This is a genomic window from Flammeovirga yaeyamensis (genome assembly GCF_018736045.1).
GTDB classification, from domain to species: Bacteria; Bacteroidota; Bacteroidia; order Cytophagales; family Flammeovirgaceae; genus Flammeovirga; species Flammeovirga yaeyamensis.
Genome location: NZ_CP076132.1, coordinates 1,658,002 through 1,683,128, shown reverse-complemented (window position 1 = coordinate 1,683,128; position 25,127 = coordinate 1,658,002). Strand labels below are relative to the sequence as shown.

Annotated in this window: 14 protein-coding genes; 6 read left to right on the top strand and 8 right to left on the bottom strand. The window is 36.3% G+C overall.

Annotated elements, in window-relative coordinates:
• Positions 1–100 precede the first annotated feature (100 nt).
• Positions 101–976 (bottom strand): prephenate dehydrogenase/arogenate dehydrogenase family protein, encoded by an 876-nt coding sequence (locus KMW28_RS06520; RefSeq protein ID WP_169664092.1) that lies wholly within the window; start codon positions 974–976, stop codon positions 101–103.
• Between the two features lie 263 nt (positions 977–1,239).
• On the opposite strand from KMW28_RS06520, the gene KMW28_RS06515 reads away from it, so the two are divergent.
• Positions 1,240–2,538, top strand: a complete 1,299-nt coding sequence (locus tag KMW28_RS06515; RefSeq protein ID WP_169664093.1) for a hypothetical protein — start codon at positions 1,240–1,242, stop codon at positions 2,536–2,538.
• 28 nt (positions 2,539–2,566) lie between these two features.
• On the top strand, positions 2,567–4,576 hold the full coding sequence (locus KMW28_RS06510; protein ID WP_169664094.1) for a M13 family metallopeptidase: 2,010 nt from the start codon (positions 2,567–2,569) through the stop codon (positions 4,574–4,576).
• On the opposite strand, the gene KMW28_RS06505 is transcribed toward KMW28_RS06510, so the two are convergent.
• Together KMW28_RS06505 and ppk1 are read right to left on the bottom strand one after the other, a co-directional pair.
• Positions 4,577–5,065, bottom strand: a complete 489-nt coding sequence (locus KMW28_RS06505; RefSeq protein WP_169664095.1) for a regulatory protein RecX — start codon at positions 5,063–5,065, stop codon at positions 4,577–4,579.
• 181 nt (positions 5,066–5,246) lie between these two features.
• A complete protein-coding gene (gene ppk1, locus KMW28_RS06500) occupies positions 5,247–7,367 on the bottom strand; it encodes a polyphosphate kinase 1 (RefSeq protein ID WP_066209091.1) in 2,121 nt (706 codons plus the stop codon).
• A gap of 407 nt (positions 7,368–7,774) precedes the next feature.
• Here ppk1 and KMW28_RS06495 point away from each other — a divergent pair, with 407 nt between their 5' ends.
• A complete protein-coding gene (locus KMW28_RS06495; RefSeq protein WP_169664096.1) occupies positions 7,775–9,079 on the top strand; it encodes a pyridoxal phosphate-dependent aminotransferase in 1,305 nt (434 codons plus the stop codon).
• Between the two features lie 233 nt (positions 9,080–9,312).
• Here KMW28_RS06495 and KMW28_RS06490 read toward each other — a convergent pair whose 3' ends face one another.
• Together KMW28_RS06490 and KMW28_RS06485 are read right to left on the bottom strand one after the other, a co-directional pair.
• Positions 9,313–10,710, bottom strand: coding sequence for a DUF5723 family protein (locus KMW28_RS06490; protein WP_169664097.1), 1,398 nt, complete (start codon positions 10,708–10,710; stop codon positions 9,313–9,315).
• Between the two features lie 35 nt (positions 10,711–10,745).
• On the bottom strand, positions 10,746–12,452 hold the full coding sequence (locus KMW28_RS06485; RefSeq protein ID WP_169664098.1) for a hypothetical protein: 1,707 nt from the start codon (positions 12,450–12,452) through the stop codon (positions 10,746–10,748).
• 292 nt (positions 12,453–12,744) lie between these two features.
• On the opposite strand from KMW28_RS06485, the gene KMW28_RS06480 reads away from it, so the two are divergent.
• From KMW28_RS06480 to KMW28_RS06470, 3 genes are read left to right on the top strand one after another with little or no spacing between them, the layout of a single operon-like run.
• Positions 12,745–16,170 (top strand): AAA domain-containing protein, encoded by a 3,426-nt coding sequence (locus tag KMW28_RS06480; protein ID WP_169664099.1) that lies wholly within the window; start codon positions 12,745–12,747, stop codon positions 16,168–16,170.
• A 39-nt stretch (positions 16,171–16,209) separates the two neighbouring features.
• Positions 16,210–16,785, top strand: a complete 576-nt coding sequence (locus KMW28_RS06475; RefSeq protein WP_066209102.1) for a hypothetical protein — start codon at positions 16,210–16,212, stop codon at positions 16,783–16,785.
• A gap of 43 nt (positions 16,786–16,828) precedes the next feature.
• Positions 16,829–17,080: a hypothetical protein gene (locus KMW28_RS06470; RefSeq protein WP_066209104.1), complete on the top strand. Its 252-nt coding sequence runs from the start codon at positions 16,829–16,831 to the stop codon at positions 17,078–17,080.
• Positions 17,081–17,136: 56 nt separating this feature from the next.
• Here KMW28_RS06470 and KMW28_RS06465 read toward each other — a convergent pair whose 3' ends face one another.
• The 3 genes from KMW28_RS06465 to KMW28_RS06455 form a co-directional block, all read right to left on the bottom strand.
• Positions 17,137–19,083, bottom strand: a complete 1,947-nt coding sequence (locus tag KMW28_RS06465; protein WP_169664100.1) for a glycoside hydrolase family 2 protein — start codon at positions 19,081–19,083, stop codon at positions 17,137–17,139.
• Between the two features lie 59 nt (positions 19,084–19,142).
• Positions 19,143–21,542 carry a beta-galactosidase gene (locus KMW28_RS06460; protein WP_183363909.1) on the bottom strand — a complete coding sequence of 800 codons (2,400 nt, stop codon included), beginning with the start codon at positions 21,540–21,542 and terminating at the stop codon, positions 19,143–19,145.
• Between the two features lie 258 nt (positions 21,543–21,800).
• On the bottom strand, positions 21,801–25,112 hold the full coding sequence (locus KMW28_RS06455) for a VPS10 domain-containing protein (protein WP_169664102.1): 3,312 nt from the start codon (positions 25,110–25,112) through the stop codon (positions 21,801–21,803).
• Between the last annotated feature and the right edge of the window lie 15 nt (positions 25,113–25,127).

Below are 25,127 nucleotides of genomic sequence, written 5' to 3'. Positions count from 1 at the left end.
ACAATCCTCCCCTACTTTTGAGTGTCTTTTATATTTGTACTTTAAAATTAGGATTAACTGTCGTTGTTTAATTAATCAACTAATTTTATTGAAAGATGTTCTACTTCTCTTCTAATTTTTGACTAAGCTTTTGCATGAGATGTGAAGAAACTTCTATATCTCCAGAATTTTGAGAGAAAAAGTCTTGCATATCGGTTATGTAGCTCATAAACTGATCTCTATCCCTTGTTTGAATTATATCGAAAAGCTTATTCATCTCGTCTCTAAAAATTCGAACTACTTCATACACATATTCGTTACGCATCTGAATATCTGCATAAAGCATTGGGTTTTGCATCACATAGCGAGTGTAAAAAACGATAAAAATTCTGTAAGGTGGCGAAGCAACACTCTTAATATCTTCAAAGTCTTCGTTAAATCTTGCCATTGTCTTAGCAGAAACGAAAACATTAAAGTGATTCAGGCCTTGAACAAGCCCCATCAATTTATCATGCTTAATGTATTGAACGTCCTTAACTACCCCTTTATCAGCTAGAAAAGTTTCTTTAAGTTGTTGTTCTAAGTCCTCTGCTCCATCGTTGTAATTGAATAAAACAACGTTGCCATCGAAGCTTTTTATCCTATGGCTAAACATAGGGTGCATAGAAATATATTTGGGCAAAACTTCGGTATATACCGAACGAAGTTGCTCATACTTCTCAATAACAAACTTTTTTACGGAACAGACATCAATTAAATATTTATCGTCCAATGCCGGAAATACTTCTTCCATTACATTCGACATGGCCGAAATTGGCACAGCAAGTACCACAATATCCGCCCAATAGGCCAATTCTAGATTGGAAGAAAATTCAGAATTTTCACCTCTACAAGAGAATCTTGCATCGATCCCTTTAGAGCGAAAATAACTTACTACCCAACTACCTAAACCTTTATTACCACCTACAACACCTATTTTTTGCTTGTCTAGTTCCACGATTATCTCACTTAGTTTTTTTATATTCGTAAAATTACATCAAATTTGAATAATGAAAAATGTGTTTGAAATATAAGTTTACAGTTTTAAATTTATATTCCGAATTACATTATCTGCTGAATACTATTGATTTCTCCCTTTTTATAAGGTTATAAATCTTTAAACTCAGCGTTAATAGCAATAACTTTTTGCAATCAAGCGACAAAAGTACGTATTTCATTTATTATTTGGGAGCAGAAAGAACGTGAAGTGGCACAATGACGATGACTTTTGATTATTTTATGCCTGCAGACTGTACAGGCACTACATTAGACGACTATTTAAAAGAGGCTTGGTTTAGAGATGGACCAATGATGTCTCGTTACGAGATGATCTACTTTAGAGAGCATGTCTACTCTATTGTACCTATTCGTGTCGTCTTAGAAGATTTTCAATTTTCAAAGAGTCAGAGAAAACTTATCCGAAAAAATCAAGGATTTAAGGTTAAGATTCAACCACTTGAAATTACTCCAATTAAAGAGAAGATGTACGCCGAACACAAAGGGCGTTTTCAATCTCCCAATTCTCCATCTACTTTAAAAAATTATTTTCAGGAAGAAGGAAATGATGAATCACCTTTTGAAACTTGGGAATTGCAAATTCTAGATGGCAACCATCTTGCCGCTATTTCATTTATTGATATTGGAGAGGAGAGCATCTGTAGTATTCTCGCATTATTTGATCCTGCTTACAGTAAACAATCGCTAGGTATAACGTCCATGCTATTTGAGATAGAATACGCTCAAATGAGTAATAAAAAATATTACTATCCAGGATATGTACTAGACGAAGACTCTGTTTTTGATTACAAAAAGAGACTCAACAACCTTCAATTCTTTTCTTGGAAAAACTTTAGCTGGCACAGCTGGAACCTTTTCGAAAAGGAAGAAACTTCTAACTTACTCATCAGAGAAAAGTTAGACGATGTAGTCGAATTATTTGAAGAAGCCAAAAAAATGGAAATTGATGTTGTACAAAATGAAGCTTTCTTCTACAATGTATGGCACAATACTTTTGATGTTTCTGGCATAGTACCAAGTCCGTTATACTTAGAATGGGAATCGACTTGGTTTCAAATACTTACCATTGATTACACTTTCGACGAAGAAGAAAAAGATTATTTCTATACGTTAAGACATACTCAGTCAAACCTTTACGTTTGTCAGTCTGCAGAAGAAATCTCTGATGCCCTTAGAAAATGGCAGCTACGTATTCGAAATGCAGCAATCATACAACAACAAAGCTTATATGCTTTAGAAGAAATATTATTTCAAGAAGGCATTCAGATCGATCCAACAAAAATGTTCTCTAATGGAAATAAATTGGATGGATTTATAGAAATGGCTATTGAAGGCAAACATCTTACGATGTACATTTCTTATTATTGTGATCAAAAAATATTTACATTACAGGCTTCCAATGACTTAAGAGATATTACTATCGATTCTTTTGCTACTGCTCGAGATTGTGCAAGAGCAATTTGTGAATGGATCAATAGAAAAACATTAAGTATTGTCTTGTAACCTCAAAACTTTATTCTAATTTGTTGATATGAAATGGCTTTTACTTTTTAGCATCAACATTCTTTTTTTAGTGGGTTGTGATCGTGAAGAAACACAAAATAACGATCAATACTTATTTATTTCCGACCTAGACAGTACAGTCGCCCCCCAAGATAATTTTTATCTCTATGCCAATGGAGGTTGGCAACAAAGAGAAGATATTCCTAAAAATCTAAGTAGTTGGGGAAGTCATAAAGCTCTTAGAGAAAAAAACAATCAAATTTTAGAGAAGTTACTTACTCAAAAAAACAACTATCCTAAAAACTCCAATCAAGCCAAAGCCATTAAATTCTATCAGGTAGGGATGGATTCAGCTGAGATAAACCATCAGAGTTACGCTCCTTTGGTCAATTATCTTAACGATATCAAGCACATTGATACGTATTTCGATTTGCAAGATATGATCGTACGTTTCCATAGAATGCAGATACATCCTTTTTTTAGACCTACCATATTTCAGGACAAAGAAAACAAGGAACAACAAGCCGTCTATCTAGAATTTGAGGGTATGAGTTTTCAGAATCCCAACTTCTATTTTATGTTGGATTCTATATCAAGTCATAATAGAGACAATTATATCACTCATATCACCAACATGTTTCACCTGCTTGGATATGCAGATGAAGAAAGTCAAACAAAAGCAAAAAATGCTTTCACTATAGAACAAGGTATTGCAAAAGCTTACAAAAGCTCATTAGCAAAACAACCCAACTTAGATTATTATAATCCTAAGACGTTAGAAAATTTAAACGGCATTTGCCAGACGTTTATATGGCCTCAGTATTTCAAATCTCTAGGAATAAAAACTGATAGAGTCATTTTAACCAACCCTGAATACTTTGCTAACATCGATGCCATCATTCTAAAAAATGGCTTGGAAAAGGTAAAAGATTATTTGCTTTGGAGATTACTTCATTTTTCTGCCCCTCACCTTTCTTCCGAATTTGTGAATGAAGATTTCTCTTACTTTGGAAAAATTCGAGATGGGCTTTTAGATCAGCCTCATCGTTGGGAAAAGGTCTTATTTGAAACGAATAAATCTGTTGGCATGGCCGTTGGTCAGATTTATATTGAACATCAATTTTCTGATATTGAAAAGAAACAAGCGGAAGAATTAATTCAAAATATACTCTCTACTGCACAAAAAAGAATTGATAAAGTTTCTTGGTTATCTCCTTCAGCCTTAAAAACGGCTAAACGGAAATTAGAAGGTTTAGTGGTAAAAGTGGGTTACCCTGATGCCTTTCCTTCTTATGAAAGCTTAACGTTAACTGACACTTATCTTCATAATATATTTAGTGTGAACGAGTGGGAGTTCAAACAAAAAGTTGCCTCATTAAACGTAGCAGCTGATAAAGACAAATGGATTATCCCACCTCAATCGGTCAACGCTTATTACAATTCTTTGAATAATGAGTTTGTTATTGCAGCCGGAATACTTCAGCCCCCTTTTTATTTTCCTGAAGCAGATGATGCCATTAATTACGGAGCCATTGGAGCGATTATAGCCCATGAAATCACCCATGGATTTGATGATATAGGTAGAAGATACAATGAGTATGGTGAGGAGAAAAACTGGTGGACATTAAAAGATTATAATACTTTTAAGCAAAGGACTAATTTATTGATCCAACAATACAATCAATACGAACCTTTATCAGGTTATTTTGTGAATGGCAACCTTACTTTGAACGAAAATATTGCTGATTTAAGTGGCTTGGCTTTAGCTTATAATTCCTTTAAAGAACATAACAGATCGCATGAAAAAATAAATGGATATACACCTGAACAGCGTTTCTTCTTTTCTTGGGCAAAGGTTTGGCGTTCGAAAACTAGAATTGCAGTGCTCAGAGATAAATTAGTAACGGAACGACATGCACCAGGTGAATATAGAGTCAACGGACCTTTATCTAATTTCACTCCATTCTATGAAGCATTTGATGTAAAGAAAGGACAAGGAATGTGGAGAGATAAAGAAAATAGAGTCACTATTTGGTAATTATTGTTTCTCGATAAGTTCGTAGATAGCATCTTCTGCAGCATTATAGCACACATCAGGCTCAAAACCTTTCCCTGCCAAATACTGTAATGTCTTCCCTTTTAGAATGTGTTTTTGATCCTCTTTTGATAACAACTGCTCTAATTTTTTTAAGGCTAACTTGAGGGCCATTTCGTTGTATTCCTCCATTGGAATTTCTGTAGCCAAGGCATTTTTCCCAATTTCCTGATCAATACCTTTTTGATACAGGGCCATAGATATTTTTCTTTTTCCCCATTTATTTCCCCTAAATTTTCCTCGAACAAAGGATGCGGCAAAGCGTTCTTCATCCCAGAATTTATTACTTTTTAGCCACTCTAATAAGGTGTCCCAATGTTCTTCTGGGCACTCCCATTTTTCTAATCTTTTGATGATATCTTGTCTGCAACGATCTTGATAGGAACAGTAGGCAGAGATTTTAGGAAGGAATTGTTTGGCGATGGTGTCCATTTCTGTGTTAAGCAGTACTATATAACTTATTTGATGTTGTCCTGAAGATCTTACTCACGATTTAACCCTGGCTATCATACTCAGGGGTGTAACCCTGGCTTCCTTCCCACGGTTGAAACCGTGGGTTGGTGATAAACTGATTTTGACCACACTGAAGTGTGGTCAAAATTAGGTTGGGGTATTAAAATATTTTTGCTTTGTTGACGATCTTTTGTGTGACGTTGTAGAATTCCTTGAAGACATCAAATGGCTTTTCTCCATTTTCTCTAGTTAATTTAGAATAGGAACCGTCTTCATTCATCACAAAGCTATTGATGTTATCTTTTAAGTTGTAATCCAGAATATTGATGGCTTCTTTCTTACATAATGGATCGACAATCTCGAACTGTGATTCAATTCTTCTATCAAATGATCTTGTCATTGCATCAGCAGAACCGCCATATACAATTGGATCTCCATTATTATGGAAGTAGAATAATCGAGTATGTTCCAGGTAATCACCTACTATCGACTTCACTTCAATATTCTCACTTAGTCCTTTTCTACCTGGACGAATACAGCAAATACCTCTTACAATTAAACGAACAGGTACGCCAGCTTGTGCTGCTGCATATAGGCTGTCCATCAATTTATCGTCTTGAAGTGAATTTACTTTTATAACAATACCAGACGTCAACCCATCTTTGGCATTTTTGGCTTCTTTATCGATTAAATCAATAAACCCTTTTCTCATCTGACGAGGGGCTGTTAGAAGCTTATTGTATCGTTTTGGTTGAGAGTGTCCTGTTATGGCATTAAAGAATTCGGATACATCTTCACCATAAGCATCGTTGGTGGATATTAACCCAATATCGGTATATAATTTAGCCGTAGATTCGTTGTAGTTACCCGAACCTAAGTGCACATATCGTCTTACTTTGTCCGACTCGTTTCTCACTACCAACATCAGTTTGGTATGTGTTTTTACTGCAGACACCCCATAAATCACAAAACATCCTGCTTCTTGAAGTTTTTTGGCTTCTTGTAAGTTGTTTTCTTCATCAAAGCGCGCTTTCACCTCGAATAAAGCAGATACTTGTTTACCATTTTCCACCGCTCTCAATAAAGCTTTAGTCACCCTAGAATCTTTCGCTAAGCGGTAGATCGTCATTTTGATAGCCATCACTTTAGGATCATCAGCTGCTTGTTCCAATAACTCTAACATATGGTCAGGGCTATTGTAGGGATGATGCAGTAGAATATCCTGCTTTTTAAGGCGATCGAAAATATTATCGGTATCTCCTCTTTTAAAAGATTGAACGGCTACTGGTGTAGCAAAATTTGGTGATGGAGGCTGTAAGTAGGCAAATGCTTTATGACCTACGATTTGCCATAAACGAGTGAAATCAAGTAAAGCTGGAGATTCGAAAATATTTAATTCTTCAATATCAAATTTTTCTATTAAAGTCTCTTTTAGTAGTGGATTTGGATTTTCTGACATCTCCATTCTCACTACTCGGCCAGTCTTTCTTGTTCTCAGTTTTGCTTTTAACTCGTTCAAAAAATCAGTATCCAAATCATCACTTTCGTCTAGAGTAAAATCACCATTTCTTGTAATTCTGAAAGTATCTACTGATTCTATATCTACATTTCTGAATAAATGAGAAATGTACGACTCAATAATATTTTCAATAGGTAGGAATACCCAATAATCCTCCCTTTCTATTTGATAAAACTTAGGTAGATTCTTAGGAATTTGTACAAACGATATTTTTCTTCTATTTCCTGTTTCTTCTTTCTTGTTATTCGTTACTACACCAAGGATAGTTAACAAGTTATTTAGTACCGGAAAAGCATGATAGGTATCATAGACCATTGGCGTAAGCATAGGGAAAACCATTTTTTCAAAATAGTTTCTTACCTCTTCTTCTTCCTTATTTGAAAGATCGCTTACGTTTAAAATTTTAAATCCATTATCCTCAAATTGAGGAGTCAATTCATTAAGAATTAAATCGAATTGTTTTTTTGTAAACTCATGTACATCTGCATAGAGTTTTTCCTTAAACTGATCTTCTCTTAATCCCGAATAATCCAAGCGCCTTTTCCCAAAATCTAGATAATTGTACAAGGATCCAATTCTAATCATAAAGAATTCGTCGAAGTTAGACGCAGTGATGGCTAAGAACTTTAATCTTTCGAAAACTGTTCTTGAAGACATTTGTGCTTGTGCTAATACTCTATAATTAAATTGAAGCCAAGATAAATCTCTTGATATGTAATTGCTGCTGTTTATTAAAGCTTGGATTTTATCGTGAATGACCATATGAGTTTTTCGGTATCTGTGTTCTATTAAGGGATAATGTATATCTACGTAAAATTACATAATTAAATAGAAATAATAACGTCATATAAATTAAATTATAAACAACTTTGAATATTTTTTGACCTTAAATTGATAAGTATTAAACATTTAATGTCTTGCGATATTTTTAAAATTTGTCAGCAAAATCGATTGTTCCTCAAACTTTACTCCTATTTTGTTGACATTCTCGATAACATCTCCCAATTTTGAAGACTACGTCTACACACCATCATATCATTTAACACATAAAGCAACTAGAAAGCACTATCGTTTTCTTGTGTTTATTGTGTTTTTTATTTTTTGGCAATTAGATGATTTTACTTTAAATCAATGGACTTACTTTGGCGGGTAAGTCGACGACTTGAGCGATGAGAAAAAAATTATTAAGGGATGGAGCTAACGAATTAAGTTACGAAATCCGCGGAATTGTAAAAAAGGCAGAAATCCTTCAGAAAGAAGGTAAAAAGATTTACTGGGAAAACATTGGTGATCCTATCCAAAAGAATGCAGCTATGCCCGATTGGATGTTGGAAATTATCAGTGGTTTAATACAGGAAAATTCCACTTTTGGCTATTGTCACTCCAAAGGTGTTCTAGAAACTCGTGAGTTTTTAGCTGAACAAACCAACCTACTAAATGGTGTTCAGATTACTGCCAACGACATTTTATTCTTTAATGGTTTAGGTGATGCCATTTCGAAATTGTACCAATTCTTGGTACCTACTTCCCGTATTATCGGTCCATCACCAGCCTACTCTACTCACTCCTCAGCTGAAGCCGCCCACGCCAATACTACTCCATTGACTTATAAATTGGATCCAAAAAACCATTGGTATCCAGACATGGACGATCTTTATTTAAAGATCAAATACAACCCGAACATTGTAGGTATTCTGATTATCAATCCGGATAACCCTACAGGTATGGTGTACCCTAAAGAGATATTAGATCGATTTGTAGAAATCGCTAAAGAATTTAATTTATTCTTAGTCTCTGATGAAATCTATGCAAATGTGACCTATAATGGTGCAGAAGCCATTCGATTGGCAGAATACATTCAGGATGTCCCTGGTATTGCATTAAAAGGTATTTCTAAGGAATTCCCTTGGCCAGGATCACGTTGTGGTTGGATGGAATATTACAACAAAGAAAGCGATCCTCAGTTCAGTGCACTATGCCAAACCTTGGACAACGCTAAAATGATTGAGGTATGTTCTACCAAATTACCTCAGATGGCTATTCCTAGAATTATGAAAGACCCTAGGTACTTACCTTACCGTAAGGAAGCCAATAAAGCTATTGGTAAACGTGCTGAAATTATTGCCTCTTTATTGGGCGATTTACCTCAGTTAACCTTCAATAAAACATACGGAGCCTTTTATAACACCATCATTTTTAAAGATGGCGTTCTAAAACAAGGTCAGAGTTTAAAGATTGATGATCCTAAATTCAAAGCATTAAGAGACGAATGGGTAACAGAAGACATGCCACTTGATAAACAGTTTGTATATAACTTACTCGCTGCTAAAGGTGTTTGTGTAGTTCCAATATCTTCTTTCTGTTCTGAATTAGTCGGCTTTAGAGTAACACTTCTTGAGGAAAATGAAGAGCTGCTGAAGGAGACGTTTACGCATATTAGAGAAGCGGTGATTGAGTATTGTGAGAGCAAGTGAGGCAGGTAGTAGGTAGCAGGTAGCAGGTAGCAGGTAGCAGGTAGCAGGTAGCAGGTAGCAAAGTTAACGCTCGTGATAACTAAGAAAGTAAGGAACTAAGAAACTAAGGGGATTATCAGTTTAAAAAGAGAGGTGGTGTAACCCTCGTTAAATATAAAAAGAAATGCCGATCAAATCGATCGGCATTTTTTACATATTAGTAGTTGTTTATTGATGCTAAGCATCAACATTTCTTATTGGTTATTTCTATCTAATCTTTTTTGTAATGAAGGGGGAATATCATTATTCTTTACTTTCCCGAAAGGCAAATTGATACCGAATCTTAGATTACCTCCTTTGATCTTACTGTAATCCATTGCTGCAGTAATGATATTATCGGATAATACATAGAACTGGAATCCTGGGAATCCTATTGAAATCATCCCTCCTAAATTAAACGCTTGATATTTATTACCTGTATAACTTAAACCAAGTCCGAACCACTTCCCAAATTGTTTATCTACAGACATGGTAAAACTTGGGTAGTACACGCCTTTATAAAAGGTTTGTGAGAATAATGCTCCTGCTGTAGCTCTATCCCAAAATTCGTAGGTGGCAGCTAAATTTATTGAGGCAGGAAGCACAGTATTATCTGGCTTTCTACTATCAATGTTACTAAAACTGATGGTATCTGTTAAAGATGGAAAAACGTTATCTGTATTCCCTTCTATTAACTGTACAGGATCCATTCCTTCAAAAGATACATCTTGTAAAGGTGCTGTATAGTTATACTGATTATCATTCTTCCAATATATGGCTCCTAGGTTAATCGCCGATGCTTCGAAAGTCAATTTATCGCTAAATTGATAAGTGGCTCCTAAGTCAACTGCAAAACCAACATTATTTAAGGTAGAAAACGATTTTGTCAATTCGTCTGATTGAAAATCAATATTTCCTTCCTCATCGACGATGTCTCCTAATCCATTGGCTGAGACTTCTAAATCTCCACCTACAATTAAACCTAGATTGGCTTCATCTTCTTGATAGATATTCCCATTAATTTTTGCTTCGACATTATGGGTACCAAACAATACTTTTACTGAGGCACCGACCACTAATTTATCGTTAATTCTATAATTACCACCTAGACTGACATCTGCGAAAGCTACGGCATCTATCACAGATTCCAGCTTTTGTTGTTGACCAAAAACACTTTCAGAAGCGGGACCTCTTAAAACTGTATTCATTAATCCTTTGGTATAGGTCATATGTTGAATGGTGGTATAATTTACTCTAAAGTTAAATCCCCACTTATGTTTTTGATAATACAATCCAAACAGTTGAGTAGATAAAGCCGCTAATTCATTATTCTCATTATCAAGCTCATCCAATATACCGTCAATGTCCAAAAAGGTAGAGTCATTTGCTCTATAAGTCACATCGTTCAAACTGATTCCCGTATAGCTGTGTAGAGACATATTGGTTACGGGGATGGCTATAGCCCACTTGTTTTCTGATTGCTTACCAGGATTTAATCTTGCACTTTGCGGGACACTATTCATAAAATACATGGTATTTATTTGTTGTCCCATCACCATCGTGGACAGAAATACTAAGGAGATGGTGATATATATAGATTTTAAATTTTTCATAAAGCTCATTTTTAATTTTCTATATCAACATCTAATTAATTACTACCAGTAAGATCCACAGTGGCATCCAATAGTAATCCCATCTGAATATTCATCCTCTGATTCTTTTTAATCAATACCGGATCGGGATACGCGGTGGTAGAATCCGCATCTCCTACTAAAGAGAAGGATATATCTAAATATCCAGCATTTAATAAGCTTCGTACTTGATCAGTGGTTAAATGAGTTTCAAGGTATTGTTCTGTATTCCCTGTCACCACACCATTATCATCGACTGCTGCAGATTTAATCACTTGGGTTCCATCTTGATTCCCATCAACGACAATTGAATCTTGAACCAAGCCTCTTTCTCTGTTTCTGATATAAAATTTTAAGGTACCATCAACAGGTAAACCGTTATCTACTTTTGATCTTAGAATAGCTGTATTCACTTGATCCAATTCCGATGAAAAGTCCAAACTTAAGTCAGATCCACTTGTGTAATCCATTCCAGTAAATCCAATATGTAAAGGTATTCTAGTGGTAAAGTATGCTTTTACACTGTCAGTATTACTGAAGAATACTTCATCTCCTGCTTGAATATTATAAGATGCACGCCCTGCAAATCGCATTTCTGTTGGTCGGTTACTCATTACACTTGCCGCATTACACATAAACTTATTTGTACGTGCTGGGGTATCGAAATCAGACGCCGCCGCTACATCTATTTGTTGTGTACATTGACTTACTGTTCCAGTATCTGCTATACTACCCGCAAACGATAAAGGTTGAAGTTGAGGAGAAAATGAATTTCCTGACACTGCATTTACACCTCCATTTTGAGATAAATCCATAGATACTGAAGTCCCTAAAGGATTATCAAAATCAAAGTTGATAACGGGATCTTGAAAAGTAACATCTGCTCCTTCTGGAAAAATATCTCCTAAATAATCTGTCTCTATTGATTCTTGTGGTATATCAAATCCTGCTGAACCTAATCCCGAAGGGAAAATTAAGCGCAAACGATCTGCTGAGTTATCAGAAGACATGGCAATACTTGAAACGGTGCCATTCGCTGAGGCCTGTCCTCCGGAAGTAAGTACTCCCATATACAATGTTGGTGTACTTGTTAAAACAAATTCAACATCTGTCAAATCTATACTTGCTGATGATTCTGAAGATGTTCCTGTAGTTCTTACTGTTGTTGATCCGTCTGATGCAATTATATTTCTCAATTCTAAAACGAATTGCTCCCCTGCATTTACGCTATAATCAACATCAATTGAACCTTGCATAAATCTAATGTAAGTGACTTGTGATACATCGTTTTGTAATTCCACACATGGTAGTGGTGTTGATGTACAAGAACCTGCATCGGAAGTAAATTTTAATGTTAGACCATCAGTTGGTACGGGAACGGGAACTCCTGATACTGGATTGGGGAAACTCACACTAAAAAAATCGTCAGTCCCTCCACTACCAAAAGCACCAACAAGGTCTTCCGTAGTGGCTACGACAATCGATGTATCAAACTGAAAATACATAGAGCTATCATCAGCTACTCTAATATCCTCTGTTTCTTCATCAGGAATTAAGTCTGTAAAAGTAATGTCTCCATCTAAAATTGGTACGCCTATCTTGTAATTATCAATAGGTGGAACGACAATTTCGTCTAATGTTGGACCGCAGGAATTTAAAGATAGAAATGCGGTTATTAAAACTATAAACAACTTATAGTTCCATAATCGGTAGATTATTTTCATAGTTATAAATAGTGCACTTTAGTAGGGTCTAAAGTCAGGTTTGATTTAGTGCATGCCGAACATGCTAGGTTATTTTTGGGTTATAAATAAATGAGCTTGAAGAGGTTAAATATTGTAGCAAAAGGTAGATTTATATCAAGCTCATTTCTAATTTAAACTATTTTTTCAAAGAAGTATTGACCTTATTTGAATAATGCAAACATCTGATCTATTTTTACAAGATACAGAAGGGGTAGTCTATTTTTGTGAAAATAAAGTTCCCTGATCAAACACTTTAACATATCTATCTAAAATGCTTAAGGCAGAAGATTATTATCAGTATTTATCACAACAAATTGAAGACGATTCTTACTCCAACTTAGAGAAACACCACAAAATCAAAGATTTACTGGAATGGATTTGTAAAGAAGAGACTAAAGGAGAAAAAGTGTTATTATCCAGCCTTTTCTCACGAATTGCCTTTATCAGTCAGAAAAAAAAGCTGCCTGAATTACTGAGTTGGCGGTTACAAAAAATCCGTATCAACGATAGGCAATCCAAAAGATCGACCAAATTTATTTCAGATCACGATGTACAATTTGCAGCAAGAGGTGTTGCTGAGTTAATCAAAGAAGTACATGGTGTTATCATACCGGAAAAATTAGACCATTCCTTACCGGATTTACCTTCCCAAGAGTTGGTCAACAGACATAAGGAAAATACCATTGAGGTATTAAAAGTTGAAGTGTTAAGAATTGATACAGATAATAACCGCATCATATGTCTGGAAGACGATGAGGAGAACGAAACTACTGCCCCTTTGGAAGTTCGATTTAACGTTTCTGGTTATAACGATATTTATACCGCATTCATCCATAAACTGTGGGAAAATGCACAGTTACTGTTGATCAATGCACGCATGGAGGAAGATGATAGTGTTTCTCCACAACATTTTGTTTTAGAGCCTGATTACCTTATTGATGTAACAGCTGTAGCCGAATGTTTTAGTAGAAATACGACCATTCCTTTGATGCACCTTTTGAAGAAATTCTCGACTTCAACAAGTTCTACTGCTATGTTATTGGGTAATGTAGCCAACTATTTTTTAGACGAGGCCATTCATTCTGAAGATACCGATATACTCGATTTCAGAGATGTATTTACGAAAACGTTTAAAGCGAGTCCACTGGAATATATTACTTTAGATGAGCTTCAGACCAAAGACGGTTTTAATACATTCATGAAGAAAGCTGAGGATCAGTTTAACAATATCAAAAGGACGATTAAAGAAGATTTTCTGCAGCAGAATATTTATAAAGACGGGTGCATTATCGAACCTTCCTTCTATTCTCCTAAGTATGGATTGCAAGGTCGATTGGACTTGTTACACATCAATCAACATCAAAAAGAGTTTAGAATTGTTGAATTAAAATCGGGAACTCCTCCTCAAGTTGGTTTTGGCAACTCGGGTCTTTGGATCAATCATCAAGTACAAACTTTGATGTATCAGATGATATTAAGAGATGCTTATAACGTAGAAAGTAAGCAGGTCTTCCCTTATATTTTCTATTCGAAAACCATTCAGTCCCCCCTTCGATTTGATACCTTCACTTTAAAATTGGAACAAAGCATTTTGCTAACAAGGAATGAGATTGTTCTAAACGAATTTAGGCTATCCAAAGCAGAAACTTTACAAGAAGTGCATAAAGTGATTTGTCAGTTAAACGAATCCGCTTTTGCAGGGGCTCCTCCATTTACCAAGACTGAAGTTAACGAGTTCATTCGAGATCTTAAGGGATTGAATCGAATGGAAAAGGCGTATTTATATGCTTTTACAAGCTTCATTTCGAAAGAGCAACAATTGTCGAAAGTTGGGGACACCATCTTTAATCAGGGAGCGGCAGCTTTGTGGAAAGACGATTTCGAGGAAAAGAAAGATAGTTTCAAAATATTCTTTGATCTTGAGGTGACGGACAATTATGCCAATGAACCGGTACCTGAACTCATCTTTAAACGAACCAATGAGGAGAATGCTTTTGTCAACTTTAGAGTGGGCGATATCGTAACGATTTATCCTAGACAAAGTGCAGATACCATTCCAACTCAAGGTCAGATCAACAGAGGAACGATCACGTTTATATCAAATAGTGAGGTAAGAGTACAGTTGAGGCACCGACAAAGAAACTCAGAAATATATGATGCTGACACCAAGTGGGCTTTGGAAGGTGACTTTATGGAAGCATCATTTAATACGATGTACAGAGGTATTTTCAATTTTATCAGTTGGGAAAATAAGGAGAAGAAAGCGCGTTTACTGGGCTTGAACCCTCCAAAATATCCTGATAAAATGTACACACATGAGGAAGTAAAATCGCTTGCTCAGGATAAAAACTTAAACGAAACAGAGCTATCAACCCTATCAAAAGCATTGTCTACAGAAGATTATTGTTTGGTCGTAGGCCCTCCAGGTACAGGGAAAACTTCTCGTATGCTGAAGAACTTGGCTCATATTCTTCATAAAACGGATAAGACAAGAAATATACTTTTTGTGGCGTATACCAATCGTGCAGTAGATGAAATCTGTGAAGCTTTGGATGAGGCGATTGAAGCACCTTTGGAAGATGGAAGAAAATTCCTACGTATTGGATCTGAACACTCTTGTTCTCCTCAATGGAAGGAAAATTTGATGCACAACTTGGCTCAAAATGCCAACAATAGAAAGATGTTGAGAAATGGTATCGAACAACATCGCATATTTGTTTCGACTTTAGCCTCTATTGCAGGTAGATCGTCTCTTTTCAAAATCAAACAATTTGATATGGCGGTGATCGATGAGGCTTCTCAGATTTTGGAACCTCAGATTGTAAGTCTTTTGACTAAGGTCAATCGTTTTGTATTGATTGGGGATCAAAAGCAATTACCGGCCATCACTCAGCAAGATCCTGTCCTTTCTGAAATTGATTTTGAAGAGTTGAAGGAAATTGGTCTAACCGATAGAAGAACCGCCTATTTTGAACGTATTTATGCTTTATGCCAGAAAAACAATTGGCATTGGGCATTTGATAGATTGAAGAATCAAGGACGTATGCACGAAGTTCTAGGGGATTTTGCCAACCAACAGTTTTATCAAGGAAACCTTACGACTGTTCCCCTGCCTTGGCAAAGTGCTTCTTTTGAGTGGGATCAACTCCCTGAATATTCTGATTTAGAAAAGTTATTGGTCGAACGTCGCTTGCTATTCTTTCCTACAACAGGGAAAAATACCTCTACTTCTGACAAGATCAATATGGAAGAAGCAAGGAAAATTGCCAAAATAGCTGTGGCAACCAAAAAGCGTTACCTTGAGCAAAAAGGAAGCTTTGATATTGATAAAACATTGGGAATTATCGCCCCCTACCGAAATCAGATAGCCGCTATCCGACAAGCATTGGAAGAGGAAGGGTTTGAGGATGCACACTTATTGAGTATCGACACTGTAGAGCGCTATCAAGGATCTCAAAGAGAGGTCATTTTGATTTCTTTCTGTGCTAATACCCCTTTTCAATTGGAAGGAATGATCAGTTTAACGTCTGATCATAAAGTTGATCGAAAATTGAATGTGGCGATTACCCGAGCAAAACAGCAAATGATCTTCTTTGGTAATCCTTATATTTTGATGAGATCTTCTATTCATGAATCGTTAATGAACTGGGTTCGAGATCAAAAGGGTTGGATTGATAACGATAACCTATTATTTTAGTACAACCAATAACAACTACACTTACTTTATAAATTAATTATGCCGACGCCTAACTTAACAATAGAAGAAGAAAACCTAGCTATTGATGACATGAAGAACTTTGAAGAACAGTGTGAATGTGCAAGGGATAATTTCTGCAACTTTGTTCAACACAATCAGAAATACAATCAAGAGCAAATCGATTACTTGATAGAACACAGCTTAGGAAAGGACATTTCGAAAGTGTTCCGAGTAGGTTATGTTTTAATTGTTTGGAGTTTTATAGCCGTTTGGATCGATAACTTTTTGATCCCTGCCGCGATTGGCTATTCTGTAGTACAAGGAGAGGCTAGTTGGGTGACCGCTATTCCGGTGATCTTTTTGGTGGTTAACGCGACTTTGAAGGCTATTTTTATCAAATATCGACTGAAGAAGCAAATCGGATGGTTAGGTGCTTATTGGTCGGCTGTACCTTATATTGGTTTTGCATTCCTACTACAAACGCAGTTTAAAACCGACAAATTACTCTATAAAGCCGCTAAAGATTACTTCCTTTATCAGAAAGTCGTAATAAAAAGAGAAGTTCGTCGCTTTTTTGGTTTAAAAACAAAGTCAGAAGAAACTGAATTAGGATAATTTCCATACATTTGTTCATCAAAATTATCAACCTAATAGTACCATGGACGAAAATATGATCGCAATGCAGTTTGCGAATGCTATTAACACTGCAGAAGACGAAAATCAAATTGCACAAATGATGCAAAGTGCCTTTATGATGTTACAGGGTATGAACTTACCTGCTGAAAACGTTAAGGAAATTGCAGGCAAAGTAGCTGACTTCCTATCGACTGTTGAAGTAGAAGAAGGATCACAACCTGCTAAAAATAAAGCGAAAGCGGTAGAAACTTTACAGGAGTTGTTGAACAGCTAATTTAAAGCTTCTATGTACAAAAATGCCCATGGCTTTAACCATGGGCATTTTTATTTTTACACCTCCCAGGCCCCGACTTCGAAACCTGTTGGTCGATAGATTTTCACTTCTTTTCCTACTCCCTTGATTTTTATTTTTCTGACTTCTCCAGGTGCAAGCTGATCAATAATGACATTCTCATCACCATACTTCAATATATAATTATTCAAAGTGTAAGCAGGAATTCCTTTTTTACATTTTAGTGTGATCTCTACTACATCTCCTTCCCATTTCTTCACCTCTACTACTTCTACAGGTGCACTGATTCCTTTAAGAATTTGATAGGAAGGCTTTTTCTCTAAATGTATATCACATACTCCGTGCACTCTTTGAGGATAGTTGTAAGTGAAGTCCTCTCCCATATGGGTTCTGTAATCATTTAAACAAAAATAAATTGCTCCAGCAACACCATCAGCTTCCCCATACATTTTGATTTGTTCGACCATTTCTTTCCTTCTACGTTCATCTCCTCCTTTAAATTGAGGTTCACAAATTCCCCATTCTGCTATTGTTAAAGCCGTATTTGGGTATTCTTCTCTAATTTTCTGTAAAGCTGCCGGCACCACATCCAATGATTGTTCGTACCACGTGCTGAAGTATTCATTAAACATGATCATATCGAATGAAGCAGAAACATCGGGTAACCCTTTTTTCTCACTCGGATACCCCCAATGTGTTTGATTAGATACATAATTAACTAATCGATTTGGATCTAGTTGTTTAGAAGCATCATGAAGTTGTTGCAAAGCAGCTGTTGTTTGTTGTTCATGACTCGATAACTCATTGCCTATTCCCCAAGCGATGATTGATGGGTGGTTATAGTGATCCTTTACCATTTCATTTAATTGTACTAATCCGTTATTCACTAAGGTATCGTTCATCGGTGTCACTACACCCCAATAGGGAATATCTTCTTGTACTAAAATACCATTTCTATCGCACCAATCCAGGATATATTCATCTTGTTGCCAATGGAAACGAGTGTAGATACAATTGGCCTCCTTCATCAGTTTCAAATTGTTCTCGAAGTCCTGAATATTTTCTGCCATACCTCTTTCTAGAGTAGATCCGGGCATCCATTCCACCCCTACCAATCGTACTTCCTCACCATTAAGAACATATCTGTTATTGGTTACTTCTATCGTTCTAAATCCAAAAGTAGTCGAGTATTCATCTTTTTTGATGTCGTTATCAAAAACACTAAAAGTAACTTTATATAAATTCGGATGATCAAAATGCCATAAGTTGATATCACTTAGTTCGATGTTATACGTTAGCTGACCTTTCTTGAAATTCCCTTTTACTTCACCTTCAAATACCACCTTATTCGACTTCTGATTTTCCTCTTGAATTACAGCTTTCACCTTTAGGTTTTTACTTTTCACTATCCCTTCCTCTAAAAATTTCAAACGCACTTTTACATTACCTTCGGTACCTTTAAAAGATGGATCGATCCACGCTTTTTCTATGGCTTGTCGACTTGTGGAAACCAGGTATACGTTTCTATAAATACCACCATCGTTGGCCCAATCGAAGCTCACATCAAATGGTATGTTGGAACGACTGAACTCATTACTTACTTTTACGACTATCTGATTATCCCCTTCTTTTACAGCATCCGTGATATCCACAAAAAATCGATTATACCCTGAATTCAAATGTTCCGCTACCTTTTTTCCATTGAGATAAATGATGGCATCATGGTATACCGCATCAAATTGAAGTCGGTGTATTTTATTCATGTCTTTGGATGATAATTGAAAGGATTTCTCATACCAAGCTGTGCCGAAATAAGATTCTAATCCCTCCTCTACATTCCAAGTATGCGGAACTTTTACCACTTTCTTATCATTTGATGGCAACCCTTTATTCCATTTCTCTTTGACACCTTTTTGAAGAGAGTCAATACAAAATGTCCACTCTCCGCTAAGTAGTTTTATTTCTCTTTTTTCTTCGGATTGCATGCTACACCCCCCTAATATTAAGAGTAGTAACACGCCATATATATATATCATTTTCATCATTATTGTGCACTTTTTGTTAGTTTAATTTTCTTACTATACACTGCTTTTGCTTCTACACTATTCAAGAAAAGTGTGTTCTTTTTCAGCTTTAAATCTGGCCAAAACGTTCCTGCCACATAAATTGGATCATCGGGTTGAAGCGGAAGAAATTTCACTTGCCACGACTGTTCTTTTGATTTTCCATTTAACAATTGATTTACCGATAATTCCCACACATCACCGTTGTAATAATTGTCGTGAACGAACTCATCATTTAAGTATAGTCGGACACAGCTTGCTTTGTAATCCACATTCAATCTGATATCATAAAGTTGATCTAATGCGGAGACATCCATGTTTAAGTCTGCCATCAACCCTTGATCAAAATACTTTTCATCCGGTTCTGACAAACGGACATTATCACCTACATACTTCTGAGGCATTTTCAACTTTTTCCCTTTTTGAGTGATCTTAAAATCAGCATTGATATCAATTTTTTCAAAATCAATTTGATATGTTGTAAATAAACCTTCTTGCTTGTGAGGAATATCAGATAGTAGTTTTTTATGGAAAATAGAGAGTTGATTATTGATGTTCTCTGATACTAATTCTATTTGATCCTCCTTAAAAATCAAAGATTCTGCATCAGTAATATATAGATAGTCATTATCAATATATGCCCCCATCACTTGATGTTCACTTAGCGTAATGATTTGTAGTTGCTCTCCATTTTTCAACTTCAAATTGATATAATTCTGAAGTCCGGCTTCTACAACTTTTACGTAATAATTGTCTTGATTCTTTTTAATCTCCACATTATTTCCTTCGATGGATTTAACTCCATCATTATCAAATACAAACTCTGAAACGATATCTTTATTTTGGAAGAATACATAAGTATTTCCAACTCTGGTAAAAGGCTGTACAGTGGCATATTTCAGTAGAACATCATCCAATTGAAGATTGAAAGGCCATATAAAATAACTATGCGGAGGAATATTGATTTTCTCTGATGGAAAAGTGAGTTCTTCTTCCTTTAGTTTCACCTTAAATTGTACCTCTTCAAACTGATAAAGGGTATCGTGTTTAATATGATTATTGACAAATAAGAAACCACTTTCTCCATTAGTTCTTATGCCTCTTTGAAGTATGCGAGAGTTAAAAGCATCGGCTTCAATATCCAGAGGAATGATGGGTTGCATTGGAGCCAATTGCTCTCCAAATTGTTCATAAAATTCGAATTGCGTTTTATATTTATGATAAGTCGATCGAACCTGTCCAAACTCCCCAATAGCCGCTTGCCAATCGTGACTAAATACAGTGATGTCATTATAACCGTCGGCCAATCTTTCGTTTAGTCTTGTGTTTTTACCCATTGGGTTTCTGCCACCATGGAACATAAATAAACCCAAGGCGTTACATCCGTTTCCCATTTTTACCATAGATACAGCCGCATTATCGTCTGATGTAATCTTTGTTCTACGGTGATAGGCCAAGTGCATTCCCGTACCTGTTTCGCAGGTAAAGTAAGGATTATCGATATACTTCACATCGAATCGTTGCTTCAAGCCCATATCTGTTCCAATCTGTCCATCCACTCTCACCTCGCTAAAACTGAAGGAAGGACAACGGTAATAATCTTGAGCTTCCGACCAGAAATAATCGACATACCCCCCAAATGATGGTATAATTTCTCCCTGACGAAATTCTGTATTTGCCCAACCTGTACAAGTATAAATTGGTACGTTCATACCGTGTTTTACAGCCAATTCTTTTTCTGCATCCATTAAATAGATGCCTTTTCCTGGACCATGTTCCCAATTTTCATTATCTAATTGTATGGCGTAAATCGGTCCTCCGTCTTTCCAATACAATCCATCCAATTGTTGGGCTATCTGTCCATACAATTTATCCACTGCATTTAAATAATCAGGATGTGTAGATCGTAATGTTCCATTTTTACAACGTTCTACCAACCAATCGGGATGTCCACCGTACCTAGCTTCTCCGTGACACCAAGGACCTATTCGTGCAAAGAAATACATGTCGTGTTTTGCACATAATTCTACAAACTTCCTTAGGTTTTTATTTCCTGTCCACTCCCATTCCCCTTCAATTTCTTCATGATGATTCCAGAAGATATACGAAGAAATTGTATTCATCCCTGAGGCTTTCATTTTTAAAATCGCTTCTTCCCACAGCTCTTCTGGATAACGAGAAAAATGAATTTCGCCATATGTAGGAATCCATGGTGTCCCATCAATTTCTACATATTTATTATTCACTTTCATTACACGGCCATCGGCATTCACCCCTTGCATTTTATCTAAATAGATAATGCTATCGGCCTTGTAATTAGATAGATCGAACGTGTACTTTTCTTTTACTTGAAGTTTGTTGTTTTGTCCGAATAAATTCATTGATGACACCCAAAAAAGTATCATCCAACTACTACAGAATTTTATTTTCATCTTGTCACCATTATTAATAATTGGTCTTATAAATAGTTAGAAAGGGTCAACTCGATGCTGACCCTTTCAAAATCAAAAAATGAACACGAAGAGAAAGATTCCCTTTTTTATATCTATCACACACTTGAAGTGTCTTCACCCAATCTCAAAAGAGCGGTCGGTCTCCTGTTTATTTCAATCAAAAATTTGATCCTTGAAATTGGCTGATTATTCTTTGATAAATTTTCTTCTCGTGAGTTGATCGTCTTCTTTGATCAATAGGATATACATTCCTGGTGCATAACCATTGATATCAAAAGAAAAACGAGGTGTGTTTTCCACTTTGAAACGTTCCAATTGATGTCCATTGATATCGTACACCATCACATCTGCTTGAGTTGATTCGAAATTAACAATCTCGATATAATTCAGAGATGGATTAGACACAATTTTTAACTGATGTTCCAAATCGATTACACTTGTTATTCGAGCATTTGATGCCCCACACCCTAACCAAAAATCATCGACCACACTCATGCCTTCAGCAGGTGCTCGCATTTGAATTTTAGCAGAGGTATTATTACTTCCTGTTGTAAATGCCACAGTATATTGTGCAAACGAAGTAGAATTAATGGTTGTAGACACGGTACTTCCTCCATGTCCGTCTACATTGATGGATCCATTTTTCCCCGATTCTAAATTTTTAGCCCAAACAGTTACATAATATTGTGTATTTGGGTCCAACCCATATACTGTTTGTTCAATGGCTCCATTCCACCATGCGCCTGCTCCGTAGTTACCAGAATACAAATGTCCTGTATTGGTCTCTATAGAATTATTCCATCCAGACCATGATGTAAAATCGCCCGATTCAAAACCGGGGTTATTCAGTAAATTCTGACTACACTCGTTTCCACCTCCAGTACTTAATACAAAATCAAATTCATGTACATTAAAACTATAAGAATTGGCTTTAAACCTCATGATATAATTTCCACTATTCAAGTAAACTTCTTCACTTGTGATGTCTACATAACTCTGCCATCCGCTGTCATCATCAAATGAGAAATTGATGGTTTGGTTGTTTACATTCAGCTCGAATGATTTTGTTCCACTTACTTGTGATGCTACTGTGGTTGTTACTTTATAATTCCCCGACTGAGTGATATTCACAGAATACTCTAACCATTCTCCGTCTTCTATCCATCCGATATCGTACCCTCCTTGGTTATTGTATCCAATATCTACATCGTCATCTCTAAATGCACCGCCAGCGTTGCCACTAGATTTGTCATAATATGCTACATTTTGACCTCCAAAATCGTACTCCGCTGCTGGAATCTTTCCTGGAATTTGGAAAGCACTTCCGTTATAAGGTGACTGCGTTGGATTAGGATCCTCCCCAGAAATCTCACCATAAAAAAGTCCACTACCGTTAGTTCCCACATAGATTTTACCATAAGTCTGACGATCGGCTTTCATCATTGTCGGAGAGTTACCAATGTAATTTTGGTTATCATTGATTCTGTTCCAAGTACTTCCGAAATCGTTGGATTGATAAATACCCCATTGATTATTATGCACGCCATAGACATATAAACTTGGTGTCGAAGAACCCGGCTTTTCTTTACCAAACGAGAACATTCTTGCATTGCTAAAATAATCGATCTTGTAAAATGAGCTACCTGAATTATTTGATAACCATAAGCCATCAGTCCACATACTCACTCCCATCAAGTTGTTATTACTTCCCCATGCTGCCGCAAAGTTGGCATAATTAGATGTGGCAGGTAAATTTCCACTATGTGATACAAACCAACTTTGTCCACCGTTTGTCGACTTATATAATTTACCATTTTCTCTATCTAATAAATAGAATGTATTTGCTGCAGTTCGGTCCGCTTGTAATGGATCGTCGTACTGATACATATAAGTCGTTGTTAAGGCTCTTGTTGGTCCACCTGTAGATTTTTGCCATGAGTTACCACCATCTGTTGTATAATACGGCTCGCTATCTCCATACACAAAAACCATTTTATTCGGATCGTTACTAGCTATAGCAATCTTACCATTCAAAGCTCCTTCTGGAGTACTCACCTCTGTGAAATTATCACCTGCATCGTTGGATGTATAAATACTTGTATTTAATCCATACCAATCGCTTGCCGAAACCAATGCCATTTTTGTGTAATCATTTTCACAATAATCCAAGCCTGTACATTCTGCCTGATCAGTTAATCTCTTTAAAGGCAATTCTTTTTGATCTGTATGTTTAAATCCAACGACATCACCTTGTCCTGAAAATAAAGGTGTTCCTTGATGAGGAGTACAAATGGCCAATACTACAATCTCTTCATGACCTTTCACATCGTTATACCAATGTGATGGTGTTTCCCAAACATTTTCACATCTCCATACCTGATACCAATCGGTACTATATACTCTACCTGGTTTATGAGGATCGAAAATAATGGCTGCTGTTGCTGCTTGAAAGAAACCTAAATCGATACTGTGCCATGTTCTATCGTGTACCTCCATAGTACCGTTAAAAGCATATAATTCTTTCCATGTTGCTCCGGCATCATTCGAGATATACTGACGTTGCCACCACAATTCAACACCTGTACTTGTAATGATATTATTCGGATTGTTTGGATCTACAGAAATCCCATTAAATGAATTGTATCCTCCAGGATTGATAGGTAATTGTTGCCAGCCCCCATTGTATTTGTACACACCATCATCTGCAGTTACATAGATCACATTATTTGGTGCTACTGCCGTTCTATATACATTTGATGGAGAACCATTCATTTTGTAAAAGCTGTTACCTCCATCAGAAGATCGGTATACTCCTTCGCCATATACTGTTACATAAACATTTGTCGAATTTCCAGATGAATGTTGTGAATTTCCATCAATAACAACATTACGAATACCTAATGGATTGTTGTCTTTTGGCCAATAATTTGACGGTACTCCTGTGTACCCCCAAGGCACTCCTGTTACCGTAAACCAATTCTGGCCACCATCTGTACTTTTTAGTAACCCTTCTGTTCGGGTACCACAATAGATGATATTACTGTTATTTGGATCAACAGCCATATTTTCGCCCACTTCTCGGTACTTCATATTGGAAGCAAAAATACCATCTCTTAATTTTTCCCAAGTCACTCCTCTGTCGTAAGACTTAAAGATTCCTCCTTGAGTCGTTGGGTATTTCCCTAGGCAGGCATAGACTATATCCGGATTGTTTTTATCCAATGCGAAGCCATCTACTCCATAGAGATTGTCGTTGTTCGGATCTATCCATCCAAAAAGAGCAATCCAACGATCGTTGGCATTGTCCCAACGGAATAACCCACCGATATCGGTTCTCATGTACATCAAACCTGCTTCGGAAGGATGAATCTGAATTCCTGTGACGTATCCGCCACCTCCGACAACCACGTTGTCCCAATTGTAGTTTTGAGCTAGTGTTACAAAATAGCTTAGTTGAAATAAAATAAACAGTAATACTTCTTTTTTAATTTTCCACATAATTCATTTCATTTT